Here is a 17347-nt window from a genome sequence, read left to right on the forward strand (position 1 = left end):
TGCGCTGTCGTCTGGGAGCGGTGTGGTTTGCCGGTTTCCAGCACCACTTCCTGAGTCATGTTTGCCCGAGGATTCGCGATGATCTCCGTTTGTCTCGTCGACGACCAGAATCTGGTGCGCCAGGGGGTTCGTTCGCTACTCGATCTGGCCGAAGATATCCGGGTAGTGGCCGAATGCGCCGATGGTGCACAGGCCGTGCAGGACATTCCGCGGATCAAGCCCGACGTGGTGTTGCTTGACCTGCGCATGCCGAACATGAGCGGGCTGGAAGTGCTGCAGGCGCTGTCCGCACGCAACGAATTGCCGCCGACGATCATTCTCACCACCTTCGACGACGATCAGCTGGTGCTGCAGGGTCTCAAGGCCGGTGCGCGGGGTTATCTGCTGAAGGATGTCTCGTTGGAGCAGCTGGTGGAAGCGGTTCGCACGGTCGCCGGCGGCGGCTCGCTGGTGGCGCCGATGGTCACCCAGCGCCTGATGGCTGGCGTGGCGCGGATGCAGAACCATTTCACCAGCCTGGAACAACCCGATCCGCTGACTGAACGCGAGACGGAGATACTGCGCCTGCTTTCCGGCGGCTACAGCAACAAGGAAATCGCCAACTCGCTGAAAGTGGCCGAGGGCACCGTGAAAAATCACGTTTCCAACATCCTGTCCAAACTGGGCGTGCGCGATCGCACCCGAGCGGTGCTGAAGGCGCTGGAGATGGGCATCGTTTGAGAGCCTGTTGGGGCCGCCGCCGGCTTGCCTGCCGCGGCAGCCGGGCGTCCCGCCACCGTTCTTTTTTGGCCATCCAGCTGCGCTGGCACCAGCGGATAGCGTTCCAGCCCGCGAGCAAGTAACATCCGTAGCTTCGGCGTTTGCCGATCCCCTGTCACGGCCCGCGTGACGCCTGCGCGGCGGCTGGGGCGACATCTTAGGTTTGGCGTAAAGACGCTTCGGAGAACTCTGGAATGATGCGTGTCTTTGAATTTCTTGTTGCCCTGGTCATCGTTGCGGCAATCGGTGTCCTGGCGGCTGTGGTCATGCCCGGCAGCGGTCATGTGGAACGCGCGCTGGTCATCGGCAAGGACATGCGTCAGGTGTATGACGTGCTCGACAACTTTCGCCGGCTGCCCGACTACTCGGTGCTGCGTTCGCTCGACAAGGATGTGCAGTTCAATTTCTCCGGCAAGGCCTACGGCCCGGGTGCCGAGGTCAGCTGGACCAGCACGGATCCGAAGCTCGGCAATGGCGGCCTGACCATCGCCAGCGCCACGCCGGAATTCGACAAGATCGACAGCAACGTCAAGACCGCCAGCATCGTCTGGAATCTGGACAACAGCTGGCGCGGCCTGGACAAGCACTTCACGCTGGACCTGGAGCGTCAGGGCAGCCGTGGGCAGCTGACCCAGGTCACCTGGTCGTATGACGTGTCCTACGGCTGGAATCTGGTCAACCGGTTCGCCAACCTGTACATCCATGGCGATCCCGACTCGTTCATCCAGTTCAGCCTGAACAACCTGCAGAACGTGTTGGCCGGCGTGCCGAACATCGACTACAGCCAGCTGATTCCGTACGTCGAGCAGACCCAGCCCACTCCGGTGCTGCTGGTGTCCACCTCGATCGCGCGCAAGGATGGTCTGGAAGGCCTTGACGATGCTGTCGCCAAGGCCATCACCCAGATTCAGGCTGCCGCCAAAAAGCTGGGCGTGAACGTGACCGGTCCACGCATCCTGATCACCACCAACTATGGCGACCAGACCTACACCTTCGATGTGGCCCTGCCGATCGATTCCAGCACGCTGACCGTCAATGGCCAGAGTGAGCAGCTGACCGCGGCAACTCCTCCGTCGCTGGACACCTCGGCACCGGCTGAAGCGAGCAGCGCCGCCGCTGCCGCCAGCACGGACAATCTTGCTGTGGGCAGCCGCGATCGCTTCGGTCGCCTGGTGGTGGACGGCAACGTGCGTGCTACCCTGGCATTTGGTGGTGCGGCGCTCAAGGGCGTGTGGAACGGCACCTTTGCCGGTGTGCCGCAGACCCGCGACATGCTCAAGGCCTACGCACAGACCCACGGCTACAAGTTCGACGACGTGGTCAATCGCGCGTATGACATAGTGGCGAAGCCGGAAGTGAAAGACGCCAGCGGCAGCATCACCGCCTACGCGAAGTACGACGTGTACCTGCCGATCAGCAACGCACCGGAAAAGACCCCGGAGCAGGAAGCTGGCTTGCAGCCGCCGTCGCTTGATGATGGCACTCAGGCACCGGCGGCATCGGGTTCGGCGCCGGCTCCGACCAGCACGGCTGCAGCACCGGCCGCGGCCGCCAGCGCCGGCGAATAAGCCGACGGCGGGTACAGCACGACAAGAGGCCCTTCCGTCGAGGAAGGGCCTTTTCTTTTTCGACGACAGCAGGTCGCCGCAGCGAGTGGATTGACCGAGCCGAACTTTGCCGGTGTCTTGCGGTACATTGCAGGACGATCCGCGGCGCCTCCTGCCAGCGCTCGATGCCTGCCACAGCCCATCACCGGACATGATCGAAACCGACCAGCTCACCCGATGCTATGGCAACCTGACCGCCGTGGATGCGTTGAGCATTCGTGTCGAACCCGGTCAGGTGCTTGGCCTGCTGGGTCCCAACGGTGCCGGCAAATCCACCGCGATGCGCATGATCGCGGGATTTCTGGTGCCCACCTCGGGCAGCGCGCGGGTCTGCGGCCACGATGTCAGCCGCGAGCCGTTGAAGGCAAAGCGCGCCCTCGGCTATCTGCCCGAAGGCGCACCGAGCTACGGCGAGATGACGGTGCGCGAGTTCCTGCAATTCATCATCCGCATGCGCGGGTTCAAGCCGGATGCCGGCTATCGGCGTTTCGAGGCGGTGGTGCAGCAGTTGCAGCTGGAGGAAGTGCTGGGACTGTGCATCGACACGCTGTCGAAAGGCCTGCGCCGTCGCGTCGGGCTGGCCCAGGCGATCCTGCACGATCCGCCGGTGCTGATGCTGGACGAACCCACCGATGGTCTTGACCCGAACCAGAAGCACGCGGTGCGCCAGCTGATCGACGTGATGGCGCGCGAACGCACGATCCTGATTTCCACCCATCTGCTGGAAGAAGTGCATGCGCTGTGCAACCGGGTGGTGATCATCGCCCGCGGCAAGCTGCTGGCCGATGCCACGCCGGCGGAACTGGAAGCACGTTCGCGCTATCACGGCGCCGTGTCGTTCAGCGCGCCGGGCAGCGGCATGTCGCAGGAGATGCTGGGCCGGCTGCCGCAGGTGGCGGCGATCGAGGTCGATCCGCTGGATGGCCGCATCACGGTGTTTCCGAAGCCGGGCGAGCGGATTCTCGAGCCAGTTGAAACGCTGTTGCGCGAGCAGGGACTGGAGGTTTCGGAGATTCAGCTCGAGCGTGGCCGACTGGACGAAGTATTCCGTCAGATCACCACCGGCAACGGTAGCGCGGGCAGCGTCACAGGAGGGCACGCATGAACCCGGTCAACGCCGTGCTACGGCGCGAACTGCGCAGTTATTTCGTGACCCCGGTGGCATACGTGTTTCTGGTGATCTTCCTGGTGCTGGCCGGCATCCTCACGTTCTACGCTGGTGATTTCTACGAGCGCGGGCAGGCCGACCTGCAGCCGTTCTTCACTATGCATCCGTGGCTGTACCTGATCCTGGTGCCGGCACTCACCATGCGCATGTGGGCGGAGGAGACCAAGGGTGGCACGCTGGAGTTGCTGCTGACCCTGCCGCTGGCGCTATGGCAGGCGATGCTCGGCAAGTTCCTGGCGGCGTGGCTGTTTATCGGGCTGGCGCTGGTGCTGACGTTCCCGATCTGGATCACCGTCAATTATCTCGGTTCACCGGACAACGGCGTGATCCTGGCCGGTTATCTGGGCAGCTGGCTGATGGCCGGCAGCTTCATCGCGATCGGTGCCTGCCTGTCGGCGCTGACCCGCAGCCAGGTGGTGGCGTTCATCCTCACCGCGTTGGTGTGCGTGCTGCTGATCCTGGTCGGGCAGCCGCAGGTGCTGGATTTCTTCTCCGGCACCTTGCCGCGTCGACTGATCAATGGCGTGGCGCATCTGTCCATGCTGCGGCATTTCGAGGCGATCTCGCGTGGTGTATTGGACGTCCGCGACCTGCTGTACTTCCTGCTCAGCGCGATCGGCTGGCTGCTGGCTGGCGTACTGCTGCTTGACCTGAAACGGACGCGCTGACGTCATGCCCCGTTCGCGCCTGCAACGCATCTTTTCCACGCCGCTGCGACTCACTCGCCGTACCGTGTTGTACGCCGGGCTGGTGCTGCTGGTGCTGGTGTTTGTACCGCTGATCGTGGCCAGCAGCCGCTGGCTGCATGCGTCGCGGATCGATCTGACCACCGACCAGTTGTACACGCTGACGCCGGGCACGCTGCATATCGTCGACACGCTGCAGCGGCCGTTGCGACTGACCCTGTATTTCTCCGATCACGCGACCCGCGACCTGCCGCAGCTGCGTAGCTACGAGCAGCGCGTGCGCGAGATGCTGCAGGAGATGGTGGCGCGTTCGCACGGTCGGATCCGTCTGCAGATCATCGATCCGGTGCCGTACTCGGACGACGAGGCCAGTGCCGAGGGCGGTGGTCTGACCGCCGCCAATGGCGGCAGCAACGGCGAGCGGGTGTTTTTCGGGCTTGCCGGCAGCGCGATGTCGGGCAACGTCGACAGCGAGGGCGCGGACGACCGCGCGCCGGAGAAGACGCTGGCGATCGCATTCTTCGATCCCGCGCGCGAGGCGTTTCTCGAGTACGACATCGCCAAGCTGCTGTACGAGTTGAACCAGGCCAGCAAGCCGCCGATCGGCGTGATCAGCGCGCTGCCGGTCGATGGCAATCCGGTGCTCAGCGAGCAGCCGTGGACGGTGATGCAGCAGCTTGGTCAGCTGTTCGACGTGAAGGCGCTGGATCCGGCGACGCTGAAGCACGTCGACGAGCACATGAAGGTACTGCTGCTGATCCAGCCCAAGCGGCTGCCGCCTGATGCGCAGTACGCGATCGACCAGTACGTGCTGGGTGGCGGCCATCTGGTGGTCTTCGTCGATCCGGACGCGGAACTCGACAGCACGCCGTACACCGCCGACAGCATCACGTTTCCCGATCACGGTTCGGATCTGCCGCGTCTGTTCAAGACCTGGGGGGTGATCTATGACCCGTCCAAGGTGGTGCTGGATCGCGCCCGCGCGTTGCAGATCGAACTGGCCGGCAGCAGCCTCAATCATCCGGCGATGCTCGACCTCGGTGCGCAGGAGCTCAATCGTGACGATGTCGTCACCGCCAGCCTGCAGCGGATCAATGTGTCCACCGCCGGCTACTTCGACCTCGCACCGGATGCGCATGCGCGGCTGATTCCGCTGCTGCAGAGCAGTGCCGAGGCCGAGGTGGTCTCGACACAACGGGTACTCGATGCGAGCAACGATCCCGCCTCACTGCTGCAGGGCTACAAGGCGGACGGTACCCATTACGTGCTGGCGGCGCGTCTGCGCGGCGCCTTCGACAGCGCGTTTCCCGAGCGTGTTGCCCAGCCCGGTCATCTGGCGCATTCCGCACCGAATGCTGAAGTGATCCTGGTCGCCGATACCGATCTGCTCAGCGACCGCTTGTGGGTCGAGCCGCAGACCATTCTCGGCGAAACCATGATGCGGGTCTTCGCCAACAACGGTGATCTTGTCATCAACCTGGTCGACAACCTCAGTGGTTCTTCGGCCCTGCTGTCGATCCGCGGGCGCTCCACTTCGCAGCGGCCGTTCACGCGGGTGCAGGCATTGCGCAACGTGGCCGATCAGAAATTCCTGCAGAAGGAGCAGGAGCTGGAGCAGGAGCTGGCCGATACGCGTCGTCGACTGGACGAACTGCAGCCAGCCAAAGGCAGCCATGGCAGCACCGCCACGGCCGAGCAGCGCCGCGAGATCGAGCAGTTCCGTCAGCGCCAGCTCGCGATCAACAAGGAACTGCGCGACGTGCAGCACCAGCTCAATGCCGAGATCGATGCGCTGGGCCTGCGCGTGAAATTCATCAACATCGTGCTGGTGCCGGCGCTGGTGGTGCTGATCGGCCTGCTGTATGGCTGGCGGCGCACCCGGTACAGCCGCCAGCGGCGGTGAAAGCGGCAATCTGCCGCAACCCCGCGGCACAGTGGCGGCAAATTCCGCCGATGCGCGGCATTATGCTGGGCGGTCGCCGGCGCTTGCTGGCGCGAACTGAATCGCTGGTGCCGTGACCGTGACCGCAACCTTGCTGAAATGGATCGTGCCGTGGGAGTTCTCGTGGGTATTCCTCGCGGGCTTCGTGCTGACCTGCGTGTTGTATTTGCGCGGCAGCCGTCGGCTATCGGTGAGCCGCAGCCGCCGGCTGGCGTTCTGGATCGGCATGGCGATCATCTACCTGTCGCTGCACACCTATCTGGATTATTACGCCGAGCATGAGTTCTTCATGCACCGGATCCAGCAGCTCCTGCTGCATCATCTGGCGCCGCTACTGATCGTCACCGCGTTTCCGGGCACGGTGCTGCGCGCCGGCATGCCGCTGGCGTGGCGGGTGCATGTGCTGCAACCGCTGCGGCGCTCGTGGCCGTGGCGCATCGTCAGCGGCGTGCTGCTGAATCCGACCGTGGCGACGCTGCTGTTCATCGGCTTCATCGTGATCTGGCTGATCCCGTCGATGCAGACGCTGGCGATGCTGGATTGGCGCATCTACCGTTTCATGAACTGGAGCATGTTGATCAGTGGCTTCGCCTACTGGTCGCTGGTGCTCGATCATCGACCGCATCCGCCGGGGCGGATGACCGCCGGTCTGCGCGTGCTGTCGCCAGCGCTCACGATGACGCCGCAGATCCTGGCCGGCGCAATCGTCACCTTCTCCAAGACCGACCTGTATCCGATCTTCGAGATCTGCGGGCGCGCGTTCACCTTCAACGTGCTGACCGGTCAGCTGATCGGCGGCGTGATCATCTGGGTGCCGTCGGCGTTGCTGGAATCGATTGGCGGCCTGATGGCGCTGCGCCAGTGGCTGCGGCTGTCGCGCAACGGGCGGCTACCGCGCAAGCCGTTGCGTCAACGTTCGGCGGCGGCAACTGCCAGGGTTAATGCGGGCCGCTCGTCGTAGGAGCCCGCTTGCGGCGAAGGGCAGGAAAGCATCGCCCGCGAGTGGGCTCCTCCTACCGATAGCCAAGTGAGGTGGGCAAGTGCGGTGTGGCCTCAGTGTCCACGGTGATCGTCGCCGGCATCCATGGCATTGGCTGGACGTGCGATGAAGTCGGTGGCGAGCGTGCTGCCATCGGTGAAGCTGAGCGTCAGCCTGACTGTGTCGCCGGGCTTCACCGGTGCGTTCGCCTGCATCAGCATCAGGTGGTAGCCGGCCGGTGCCAGCACCGCCTTGCCATGCGCCGGTACGGGCAGCGCATCGACCATCGTCATGCGGCTCATGTCGCCCGCGGTCGAACTCTGGTGCAGCATCACGTCGGCATACACCGTGCTACTGGCGCCGCTCAGCGCGACCGGTTGGTCGCCATCGTTCTGCAACGTGACATAGGCGCCGGCTGGCAGGTCGCCGGGCAGTACACGGATCCAGGCATGACTGGCATGCACGTGGTCGGCGGCGCTGGCGTGTACGCCGCCAGTCAGCAACAAACCAGCGAGCAGGAATGACAACGTGGATGACTTCATGGCGTGGCTCCGGTATCGAGCAGCAGATGCAGGTCGTGCACGAGATCGTCGCGCGAGGCGGACGGCGTGGACAGCAGGCGCGCCTTGCCGTCGCGGTCGAACACGTAGATCGCCGAACTGTGGCTGACCTCATAGCTGCCGTCGGCCGAACCCGGTTCGCGGGTGAACGCTGAGCGATAGCGCTTGCTCAACGCCTCGGTCGCCCGCGCGTCGCCGGTGAGACCCACCGCGCGCGAGTCGAACGCATTGACGTAGGCATGCATCACGGCCGGTGTGTCGCGTGCCGGATCGACGCTGACGAACAGGATCCGCGCGCCATCGGCCAGCGGCCCCAGCCGCTGCATCACCACATGCAGCTGGGCCAGGGTCAACGGGCACACATCGGGGCAGTGGGTGTAGCCGAAATACAGCAGCACGACCTTGCCGCGATAATCGGCGCCGGTCACTGCCTTGCCATGATCGTCGGTGAGTTTGAAATCGAGGTCGGGCATGTGGCCGCTGATATTGGTCAGCCGGAACGGCAGCGGTTCATCGTGTTGGCAGCCAGCCAGCAGCAGGCCGACGACCAGCAGCAGGGCAGGGAGAAAGGCGCGGCAGAGCTTCATGCGAGAATCCGGAGCTTCAACCGGTCAAGCATACGACAGTGGTCGCAATGCACGGTCCGGCAAACAGGATATTCCGTGATGATGCGACAACCTGTCCATGCGCGAGCAGGTCTGCTGGTCGGCCTCGCCGGCGCCAGTGCGGTGCTGCTGGGTGCCTTCGGCGCGCATGCCTTGCGCGGCGTGCTCGACATGCACAGCAGGGAGTTGTGGCAGACCGCGGTGAACTATCACGTCTGGCATGCGCTGGCGCTGGCCTTGGCGGCGGGACTCGGACGTGGTCGCAGCGGGCGTTTCGCGATGGCTGCATTTGCCATCGGCATTGTGCTGTTCAGCGGAAGTCTGTACGCGCTGGCGCTCGGTGCGCCGCGCTGGACCGGCATCATCACGCCGATCGGCGGACTCGCTTTCATCGCGGGCTGGATCGCGCTGGGTTTGTCGCTGCGCTCGCGTGTGGATTGAGCCGCAGGCCCGTCATTCACCTGTCATGCCGTTGAGTCAGCATGCCGGCATGAACCTGGCCACGATTTTCCGCACGCATCCATGGTTGCCCGTCGTCGGCATGCTGGCGGCGCTGCTGGCCATCGTGCTGAACGGTTTCGGCCTGGTTCGTCCGCTGCCGGGATCAGGTACGCTGATGCGCTGGCACGATGCCGGGCGCGACTGGTTGCTGGTCGCCGATGACGACGCCAACCAGCTGACCGTGTATGACGCTGCCGATGGACGGCCGCTGCGACGGCTCGGCCCGGGCGCCGTCGGCAATGTCGCGACACTGGCCCAGCGCGACGGTCACTTGTTCGTGGTCGACGATGACGGCACACGCAATGAGCTCAAGCTGCCCCAGCTGAAGACGGTTGCCTCCAGCTCACCTTGATGCATCGCAATCAGAGGCTGGCCGCCAGCGGCAGCGCCACGTGCAGCACCAGATCGGCACAGAAGTGCGCCAGCATCGCGTGCTCCAGCCCGTACTTCCAGAACAGCGTGCCGGTCACCACCCCAACCAGCGCATTGAGCAGCACGATGCGGGCGATCGCGAACGGTGCGTGCGCCATGCCGGTGGCAAACGCAGCCGGCAGGTGACCGGCGCCGAACAGCAGCGCCGCCAGCACGATCGCGACGACGAACATCCACGCTCGCGCCTGTCGCCGGTTGAGCCATGCCAGCAGCCATACGAACAGGCTGACCAGCAGCAGGCGGCATTCAGTCTCTTCGACGATGCCGCCATAGAACGAGGCCAGCGCGCCACGCCACGCCGAGTCGATGGCGGCGGCTGTGCCGATGGAATGCCATGGTGAACGCGCCAGATCGAAGCCGACAACCAGCATCGAGGCCACCGCGCCGAGCACGGCAGCCAGCCACCAGTGCGCGCGCCGGGCGGGATCGCGCGGTTGGCGGTAAACCCAGGCGCGCAGCCAGGGTGCATCGAGTCCGTGCCGCGCGCCAAGGAACAGGCCCAGCCAGCCCAGCAGCCAGCACAACACGCCCGCCTGCAGAGCCTGGGCCGGCAGTAGCACCCACAGCGGAAGTGGTGACGCAGCGAGCTTCAGCGGCATCAGCGCGATGAGATAGGGGCACAGCGCCAGCGTTGCCAATATCCCGGCCACGCCCAGCCATAACGCCAGCTTCAGATGCGGTCCACGGACATATGGTTCGGTCGGCAGCATTGACGTGTCCTAGGGCATCGACTTGACGAAGAAGCCGCCGATCTTGCCGTCGGCGTCGCAGACCACCCGCGTATTGAGCTGGTCCTGGCCGTGGTGCAGCGGTGTCACCACCACGGCATAGCCTTGTACATTGCTGAGCTGCACCGGGCCGCGCACATCGGGTAGGTCAGGGTGTTGCACCTTGGCCTGCCAAAGCCGGGCCAGCCTGTCGACACTCAGACTTGCCTTCATGCGTTCGTTGAAATCTGCGGTGGCGCCGAGATAGTCGCGCTTGTCCAGATGGTCGAGCATTCTGCTGGAGGTGGCCTGGCAATCGGCGTCGGCGGCATGTGCTGTGCCGACCGCGAGACCGAGTGTGATGCAGACAGCAAAGGCAAGTTTCATCAGATGATTTCTCCGGATGAGGCCGCTCAGCGCGGCCGCTTGAAGTACAGCACGGTCGGTTGACCGGGGCCGACGCAGATGGCGCTGACCAGCTCCCAGCCAAGTGCGCCCTCGCGGTTGAGTTCACCGATGGCCTCGTCATCGGTTGGGGTCAGCACGAACTTGAGGCCACCGCCGCAGTGCTTCAGCGTCACGACCTTGTATTCCCATGTGGCAGTCATCGTGTGCTCTCTGGGTACCTTCAGTAGCTGTCGTCATCGGCCGGTGTTGCGGCCTTTTCGTTCTTCAAACGGCCGTTCTTGCGCAGCGCCTCGCGCAACACGTACTCGATCTGCGCATTGACGCTGCGCAGCTCGTCGTCGGACCAGCGCTGCATCGCATCGAGTACGGCAGCGCTGATGCGCAGTGGATAGGCTTTTTTCTCGGCGGCCATGCGTGCTCAGTGCTGCCGGCGGTGCCGGGCGGCGCTGGCGAAGGCTGCAATGACGATGATGATGAGAACGGCGGTCATGCTGTGCTCCTCAGCCGTTGTACAAGGTGCCGGTGTTCACCACCGGCTGGGTGCCGCGCTCGCCGCACAGCACCACCAGCAGGTTGCTGACCATGGCCGCCTTGCGCTCTTCGTCGAGCTGTACCACGCCACGTTTGCTGAGTTGGTCCAGCGCCATCTCGACCATGCTGACGGCGCCTTCGACGATCCGGGTACGCGCCGCGATGATCGCGCCGGCCTGCTGCCGCTGCAGCATCGCCTGGGCGATTTCCTGGGCATAGGCAAGATGGCTGATGCGCGCTTCGACCACCTGCACGCCGGCCTTGCCGAGACGGGTCTGGATTTCGTCGCGCAGATGCGTGTTGATCACATCGCCATGGCTGCGCAGCGATGGCACGTTGTCGTCGTGCGAGTCGTACGGATAGCTCTGCGCCATCTGCCGTAGCGCCGATTCGCTCTGGATGTGCACGTAGTTCTCGTAGTCGTCCACGCAAAACACCGCCTCGGCGGTATCCACCACTTGCCACACCACCACGGCGGCGATCTCGATCGGGTTGCCGTCGCTGTCGTTGACCTTCAGTTTGCTGCTCTCGAAGTTGCGCACGCGCAGCGACAGGCGCTGCCTGCTGTAGAACGGATTGGTCCAGCGCAGGCCGGCATCGCGCACGGTGCCAGCGTATTTGCCGAACAGTTGCAACACCTGGCCTTCGTTCGGCGCGACCTGGAAGAAGCCCTTCAGCAGGAGCACTTCGAGCACCCCCAAGGCGGCACCGACAAAGATATGCAGCGCCGGCTGTGCCGGATCGGCTGTAAAAATCAGTGTCGCGGCGACGCCGGCCAGCACGATGCAAAACCCGATGAAAGGGATGCCGGCGACGGAAAAACCATTGCGTTCGTTCATGGTGTTGTCTCCCTGAGATAGGCAAATTAGATATCAAATAGATATCAAATACAAGAGCCGATCTGGAATGCCAGGTAGGGCGGCCGAGAACCCGGATGGGGCGCCCTGAGCAGCCTCCTGGCCGCATACAATGGCGCTTTGCCTGCGCCGGAGAACCCGATGAAGCCGTTTGGTACGCCCCATTCCGATCATGCCTTGCGGGTCCTGCTGCTCGGGGCGGGCGAGCTGGGCAAGGAAGTCGCGATCGAGCTGCAGCGTTACGCGGTGGAAGTGATCGCGGTGGATCGCTACGCGAATGCGCCGGCGATGCAGATTGCCCATCGCAGCCATGTGATCGACATGCTCGACGGCAAGGCGTTGCGCGCGGTGATCGAGCTGGAAAAGCCCGACCTGGTGGTGCCGGAGATCGAGGCAATCCACACGCCAACCTTGATCGAGCTGGAGAAGGAAGGGCAGCGGGTGATCCCGACCGCCCGCGCGGCGTGGTTGACGATGGACCGCGAAGGCATCCGCAAGCTGGCCGCCGAGGAACTGAAACTGCCGACCTCGCCGTATCGCTTCTGCGATAGCGAAGCGCAATACCGCGATGCGGCCGCCACGATCGGCTACCCGTTCGTGATCAAGCCGGTGATGAGTTCATCCGGCAAGGGCCAGAGCGTGGTGCGTAGCGCCGATGAATTGCAGCATGCATGGGACTACGCGCAGTCCGGTGGCCGCGCCGGCAGGGGGCGCGTGATCGTCGAAGGCTTCGTGGATTTCGATTATGAAATCACCATGCTGACGGTACGGCACACCGATGGTGTCAGCTTCTGCGCGCCGATCGGCCATCGTCAGGAAGACGGCGATTATCGTGAGTCGTGGCAGCCGCAGCCGATGAGCGAGGTCGCGCTGGCCGAGGCGCAGCGACAGGCCGCCGCGGTGACCGGTGCGCTCGGTGGCTGGGGCGTGTTCGGCGTGGAGTTCTTCATCAAGGGCGATGCGGTGATCTTCTCCGAGGTCAGTCCGCGTCCGCACGACACCGGCCTGGTCACGCTGATCTCGCAGGAACTGTCCGAGTTCGCGCTGCATGCGCGCGCGATCCTCGGTCTGCCGATTCCGGTGATCCACCAGTATGGGCCATCGGCCTCGTGTGCCGTGCTGGTCGAGGGTGATGGCGCTGGGCCGCGCTATCACGGTGTGGCCACGGCACTGGCCGAACCGGATACGCAACTGCGCATCTTCGGCAAGCCTGAAGTGAAGGGCCGTCGACGCATGGCGGTGACGCTGGCGCGCGCCGGGTCACTTGAGGCGGCGGTAGGCAAAGCGGTACGGGCGGCGGGGCATCTGCGCATCGAGTTGTGAGCGCGGGCGATGCGCTAGGCTTGAAGGGTATGGCGACTGACTGAAGGGAGAGCATGCATGGAAACATCCGGATTTGCGCACTGGCTGGTCGTCGTAGTGGAACTCTGCACGGCGTTCGCGCTGCTGTTGCTGGCACTCGCGGTGGTTGTGGTGCTGGTGACCTGGGTGGTCGATCGCAACCAGACCGGCAACGCCGTGCTGCGCAACTTCCCGGTGATCGGCCACTTCCGCTACTGGTTCCTGCATCTGGGCGAATTCTTTCGCCAGTACCTGTATTCCAGCGATCGCGAGGAGATGCCGTTCAATCGCGCGCAGCGCACCTGGGTTTATCGCGCCGCGAAGAACGTGGACAACACTAACGCGTTCGGTTCCAGCCGCGACCTGCGTGGCGAGGGTGTGCCGTTCTTTGTCAACGCGCCGTTCCCGGATCTCGGCGTGGATCACGTCAAGCCGGTGCCGGTGACGATTGGCCCGTACGCGCGCGAGCCGTACAGCCATGCGCCGTTCTTCAACATCTCGGCGATGAGCTTCGGCGCGCTGTCGGCGCCGGCGGTACGCGCACTGTCGCGCGGCGCGGCCAAGGCCGGGATATGGATGGACACCGGCGAGGGCGGCCTGGCGCCGTATCACCTCGAAGGCGGTTGCGACATCGTGTTCGAGATCGGCACCGCCAAGTACGGCGTGCGCACGCCCGATGGCAAGCTTGACGACGACAAGTTGCTGGCGATCTGCGCGCACAAGCAGGTGAAGATGGTCAGCATCAAGCTGGGGCAGGGCGCCAAACCGGGCATGGGCGGCTTGCTGCCGGGCGCCAAGGTCACTGCCGAGATCGCCGCGATCCGCGGCATCCCGGTCGGCGAGGATTCGCAGAGCCCGAACCGTCATCTCGATATCGGCAACGTGCCCGAGCTGATGAATGCGATCCAGCACATCCGCGAACTTACCGGCAAGCCGGTCGGCTTCAAGGCGGTGCTCGGCGGGGTGGAGTGGATCGGCGAGCTGTGCGATGAAGTGCACAAGCGCGGCATCCAGAGCGCGCCGGACTTCATCATCGTCGACGGCTCCGAAGGCGGCACCGGTGCGGCGCCGCAGACGCTGATGGAAGGCGTCGGCCTGCCACTGCACGAAGCATTGCCGGCCCTGCTCGACATGCTGATCGTCAAGGGCCTGCGCGAGCGCATCAAGGTGGTCTGCTCGGGCAAGTGCATCACCGCCTACGACGTGGCGTGGGCGCTGTCGATCGGCGCGGACTTCGTCAATTCCGCGCGCGGCTTCATGCTGGCGCTGGGCTGCATCCAGTCACTGCAGTGCAACCGCAACACCTGTCCCACGGGCATCACCACGCAGAACCCGAAACTGCAGCGCGGCCTGGTGGTGCTGGACAAGAGCGAGCGCGTCTACCACTACGCGACGAACGTGATGAAGGAAGTCGGCATCATCGCGCACAGCTGCGGCGTCAGCGAGCCGCGTCAGCTCAATCGTGGACATTGCCGCGTGGTTGGCGATGATGGCTTGTCGATTCCGCTGGAGAAGTTGTTTCCGTATCCGCAGACGAAGTAGACAATCTGAACTCGACGACAGTCGCCGACCGTCATGCCTGTGGCATGGGTTGCCAGCCGTCCGCCGTGCGTATCTGCAGCGGCTTGAAGCGCCGCTTGTAATCCATCTTCGGATGCCCGTCGATCCAGAAGCCGAGATACAGCCACGGCATGCCGCGACGGCGGGCGAGTTCCACCTGTTGCAGGATCGCGTAGGTGCCAAGACCACGCGCGCTTTCGTTGGGATCGAAGAACGTATAGACGGCCGAAATGCCGTTGAGGCAGACGTCGGTGACGGCCACCGCGAGCAGGCGTTCACCCTGGTGGAGTTCCATGAACAGGGTCGGGCTCCACGGTGCGGTGAGGAAGCGGCGGAAGTCGCTGGCCTCCGCATCATCCATGCCGCCGCCAGCATGCCGGCTCTGCAGGTAGCGCTCGTACAGCGCGTGGCGTTCGCGGTTGTAGCCGGGGATCGATTCGCTGACGACAAGGTCGGCGTTGCGCTTCAGACAGCGGCGCTGGGCGCGGTCCGGCTGGAAGTTCGCTACGTCGATGCGGCATGGCGTACAGGCATGGCATTGCGGGCAATGCGGGAAATACAGGTGACCACCGGCGCGGCGAAAGCCGCGTTCCAGTGCCGGGCCATATAACTGGTCAAGGTTCGGTGCCGCCGGATCCAGCACCAGGTTCTGCGCCGTGCGATCGGCGTAGTAGCCGCACGCATGGGGCAGCGTCTGGAACAGGCGGACTTGGTCGGAGCGGCGCATGGCCCGATTCTATGCCTGCGCGGCGGCATCACACCATCCGGGCGTCAGACCACGTGCAGATAGCGCAGCGCCACCATCGCGAAGGCCGCCACCACCAGCAGCAGCACGATGCGCCGCACCCGAGCCACGGTGTTTTCACGGCGCGTCTCCGGCGTGGGATTGCGCGCGGCCGCGAGCTCCTCGCCGTGGCGGATCACCGGCTCGATGCCGATGTCGCGCAGCAGCGCGCGGGCCTTGGTGTAGTCGTCGGCGCTGGTGATCCACACCTGCGCCCAACTGCTGCGGTCGTCCTGTCGCTGCGAGTAGCTGAAACGCTGCCAGGTCGGGCGGTTGTAGTTGGAACGATTGACCACGGTGGCCTCGATGCCGTGTTCGGCCATCAGGGCGACCACGCGATCGATGCTTTCGTTACGGGGTGAGGTAAAGATCTGGCGCATGCGCGCAGTTTACGCGATCGGCTCAATCACCGCGGACGCGGATCAACCCTTCCTGCGCGGTGGAAGCGACCAGTTGGCCATCGCGGCTGAAGATCTGCCCGCGTGCCAGACCACGACCGCCCTGCGCGGTCGGGCTATCGAACGAATACAACAGCCATTCGTCGACACGGAACGGGCGATGGAACCACAACGCATGATCGAGGCTGGCCACCTGCACGTTGTGGGTGAGGTAGGAAATGCCGTGCGGCAGCATGGCCGTGCCGATCAGGTGAAAGTCCGACGCATACGCCAGCAGCGCGCGATGCAGGATCGCCGAATCGCTGATCGGCGAGGTCAGCTTGAACCAGATGTGCTGGATCGGCGGCCGCTTGGCCGGATGACGTTCGTCGCGCGGCCACACCTGGCGGAACTCGAACGGGCCGTCGATGCCAAGCCAGCGCTGCAACTTGACCGGCAGTCGCGCCAGCTCGTCCGGCGGCAGCGGGTGCAGCGGCTCGATGTCTTCCGGCGCTGGCACTTCGGGCATCGAGGTCTGGTGTTCGACGCCGTGCTCGGGTACTTGGAACGAGATCGAGCCATTCAGGATCGGCTGGCCGTGCTGGATCGCCAGCACCCGCCGCGACGAGAACGTGCCGCCATCGCGGGCGCGCTCCACGCTGTAGACGATCGGCGCATCGATATCGCCGGCGCGCAGGAAGTAGGCATGCAGCGAATGCGCCTCGCGCAGTGGGTCCACCGTTTCCTGGGCCGCCGCCAAGGCTTGTCCCAGCACCTGGCCGCCGAATACGTAGCGCGTGCCGATGTCGCGACTCTGGCCGCGGTACAGATTGTCTTCCAGCCGCTCAAGCTGCAGCAGATCGACCAGTTCGGTGACGTGGTTTGGCGACATCGGGGAAGCTCGTGGCGTTGGCGAAGGCGCGATTATAGCGGCCGTCGATTGGGGTCTAGCGCGTACCGATTTGCGTCAGTCCGCTGCCTTCCAGTACCGCGGCCCACGGAAACAGCGGGCCGGGATCGAGCTTGCGATGGATTTCCAGTGCGGGATCGTCGCTGGCCGGCATCAGCGCGGTGTCCAGCTCTTCATGCCCGGCGATCTGCCGCAGGTTCGGGAATTCTTGGCGCAACTGGAGCAAAAGGGCGCGTAGCGCACCGATCTGGGTATCCGTATACGGCTCGGTCATCTGCTGGTGTCGCGAGTCCCACCAGTGCGGGTAACGGCCCAGGTTGACCAGTTCGATGCCGATCGAGTTCGGATTGTGACCGCGCACATGATTGGCGACACGGGTGCCGGGAACATAGCGGTAAACCGCGCCATCACGGTCGATGTAGTAGTGGCCGCTGTTGCCGGCGCCGCTGGCGTGCAGCACTTTCTCGCCGTATTCGCGGGCGGTGGCCAGGTCCGGCAGCTCGGTGCAGTGGATCACCACCAGCTCGACCGCCTCGGCGGAGCGCTCGGGCAGCGCTTCGACGTAGGGCAACGGCTGGTCATGGATGGTCAGGCTCATGCGCGGCAGTTTCGCATGCGGCAAGGCCGCCCGGA

Annotated in this window: 21 protein-coding genes; 10 read left to right on the forward strand and 11 right to left on the reverse strand. The window is 64.5% G+C overall.

Annotated elements, in window-relative coordinates; all coding sequences use genetic code 11:
* Positions 1-78: 78 nt before the first annotated feature.
* From IE071_RS02495 to IE071_RS02520, 6 genes are all read left to right on the forward strand, one after another.
* Entirely contained in the window at positions 79-720 is a 642-nt protein-coding gene (locus tag IE071_RS02495) for a response regulator (RefSeq protein ID WP_189439593.1), read from the forward strand.
* A 233-nt stretch (positions 721-953) separates the two neighbouring features.
* Entirely contained in the window at positions 954-2327 is a 1374-nt protein-coding gene (locus IE071_RS02500; protein ID WP_189439594.1) for an SRPBCC family protein, read from the forward strand.
* Between the two features lie 190 nt (positions 2328-2517).
* Positions 2518-3471 carry an ABC transporter ATP-binding protein gene (locus tag IE071_RS02505; RefSeq protein ID WP_189439595.1) on the forward strand — a complete coding sequence of 318 codons (954 nt, stop codon included), beginning with the start codon at positions 2518-2520 and terminating at the stop codon, positions 3469-3471.
* Positions 3468-4202: an ABC transporter permease subunit gene (locus tag IE071_RS02510; RefSeq protein WP_189439596.1), complete on the forward strand. Its 735-nt coding sequence runs from the start codon at positions 3468-3470 to the stop codon at positions 4200-4202. The genes IE071_RS02505 and IE071_RS02510 overlap by 4 nt, the downstream gene beginning before the upstream one ends.
* A gap of 4 nt (positions 4203-4206) precedes the next feature.
* Positions 4207-6123 carry a GldG family protein gene (locus IE071_RS02515; protein ID WP_189439597.1) on the forward strand — a complete coding sequence of 639 codons (1917 nt, stop codon included), beginning with the start codon at positions 4207-4209 and terminating at the stop codon, positions 6121-6123.
* A 118-nt stretch (positions 6124-6241) separates the two neighbouring features.
* Positions 6242-7123, forward strand: coding sequence for a cytochrome c oxidase assembly protein (locus tag IE071_RS02520; RefSeq protein WP_189440858.1), 882 nt, complete (start codon positions 6242-6244; stop codon positions 7121-7123).
* Between the two features lie 92 nt (positions 7124-7215).
* Here the strand turns inward: IE071_RS02520 and IE071_RS02525 are convergent, their stop codons facing one another.
* Positions 7216-7683, reverse strand: coding sequence for a copper chaperone PCu(A)C (locus IE071_RS02525; protein ID WP_189439598.1), 468 nt, complete (start codon positions 7681-7683; stop codon positions 7216-7218).
* A complete protein-coding gene (locus tag IE071_RS02530; RefSeq protein WP_189439599.1) occupies positions 7680-8288 on the reverse strand; it encodes an SCO family protein in 609 nt (202 codons plus the stop codon). The genes IE071_RS02525 and IE071_RS02530 overlap by 4 nt, the downstream gene beginning before the upstream one ends.
* Before the next feature lie 81 nt (positions 8289-8369).
* Between IE071_RS02530 and IE071_RS02535 the strand changes: the two genes are divergently transcribed.
* On the forward strand, positions 8370-8747 hold the full coding sequence (locus IE071_RS02535; RefSeq protein ID WP_189440859.1) for a DUF423 domain-containing protein: 378 nt from the start codon (positions 8370-8372) through the stop codon (positions 8745-8747).
* A gap of 49 nt (positions 8748-8796) precedes the next feature.
* The gene (locus IE071_RS02540; RefSeq protein WP_189439600.1) at positions 8797-9159 is read left to right on the forward strand and encodes a PQQ-binding-like beta-propeller repeat protein; all 363 of its coding nucleotides are present in this window, start codon (positions 8797-8799) and stop codon (positions 9157-9159) included.
* A gap of 10 nt (positions 9160-9169) precedes the next feature.
* Here IE071_RS02540 and IE071_RS02545 read toward each other — a convergent pair whose 3' ends face one another.
* The 5 genes from IE071_RS02545 to IE071_RS02565 form a co-directional block, all read right to left on the reverse strand.
* Complete coding sequence (locus IE071_RS02545; RefSeq protein WP_189439601.1) at positions 9170-9949, reverse strand: CPBP family glutamic-type intramembrane protease; 780 nt, start codon at positions 9947-9949, stop codon at positions 9170-9172.
* A gap of 9 nt (positions 9950-9958) precedes the next feature.
* A complete protein-coding gene (locus IE071_RS02550) occupies positions 9959-10333 on the reverse strand; it encodes a hypothetical protein (protein WP_189439602.1) in 375 nt (124 codons plus the stop codon).
* 26 nt (positions 10334-10359) lie between these two features.
* On the reverse strand, positions 10360-10554 hold the full coding sequence (locus tag IE071_RS02555) for a DUF4177 domain-containing protein (protein ID WP_189439603.1): 195 nt from the start codon (positions 10552-10554) through the stop codon (positions 10360-10362).
* Positions 10555-10574: 20 nt separating this feature from the next.
* Positions 10575-10766, reverse strand: a complete 192-nt coding sequence (locus tag IE071_RS02560) for a type II toxin-antitoxin system antitoxin (protein WP_189439604.1) — start codon at positions 10764-10766, stop codon at positions 10575-10577.
* 88 nt (positions 10767-10854) lie between these two features.
* Positions 10855-11724, reverse strand: coding sequence for an SPFH domain-containing protein (locus tag IE071_RS02565; RefSeq protein ID WP_189439605.1), 870 nt, complete (start codon positions 11722-11724; stop codon positions 10855-10857).
* 159 nt (positions 11725-11883) lie between these two features.
* Between IE071_RS02565 and purT the strand changes: the two genes are divergently transcribed.
* The gene (purT, locus tag IE071_RS02570; protein ID WP_189439606.1) at positions 11884-13065 is read left to right on the forward strand and encodes a formate-dependent phosphoribosylglycinamide formyltransferase; all 1182 of its coding nucleotides are present in this window, start codon (positions 11884-11886) and stop codon (positions 13063-13065) included.
* A gap of 57 nt (positions 13066-13122) precedes the next feature.
* Positions 13123-14625, forward strand: coding sequence for an FMN-binding glutamate synthase family protein (locus IE071_RS02575; protein ID WP_189439607.1), 1503 nt, complete (start codon positions 13123-13125; stop codon positions 14623-14625).
* A gap of 31 nt (positions 14626-14656) precedes the next feature.
* Here IE071_RS02575 and IE071_RS02580 read toward each other — a convergent pair whose 3' ends face one another.
* Genes IE071_RS02580 through IE071_RS02595 form a run of 4 tightly spaced genes read right to left on the reverse strand, consistent with a single transcriptional unit; the run spans position 14657 to position 17312 of the window.
* Positions 14657-15370 carry an arginyltransferase gene (locus IE071_RS02580; RefSeq protein ID WP_189439608.1) on the reverse strand — a complete coding sequence of 238 codons (714 nt, stop codon included), beginning with the start codon at positions 15368-15370 and terminating at the stop codon, positions 14657-14659.
* Positions 15371-15414: 44 nt separating this feature from the next.
* On the reverse strand, positions 15415-15807 hold the full coding sequence (locus tag IE071_RS02585; protein ID WP_189439609.1) for a hypothetical protein: 393 nt from the start codon (positions 15805-15807) through the stop codon (positions 15415-15417).
* A 22-nt stretch (positions 15808-15829) separates the two neighbouring features.
* Positions 15830-16696, reverse strand: coding sequence for an acyl-CoA thioesterase (locus IE071_RS02590; RefSeq protein ID WP_189439610.1), 867 nt, complete (start codon positions 16694-16696; stop codon positions 15830-15832).
* A gap of 55 nt (positions 16697-16751) precedes the next feature.
* Entirely contained in the window at positions 16752-17312 is a 561-nt protein-coding gene (locus IE071_RS02595) for an N-acetylmuramoyl-L-alanine amidase (RefSeq protein ID WP_189439611.1), read from the reverse strand.
* Positions 17313-17347: the final 35 nt, after the last annotated feature.

This window comes from Rhodanobacter panaciterrae (genome assembly GCF_014651895.1).
Classification (GTDB): Bacteria; Pseudomonadota; Gammaproteobacteria; order Xanthomonadales; family Rhodanobacteraceae; genus Rhodanobacter; species Rhodanobacter panaciterrae.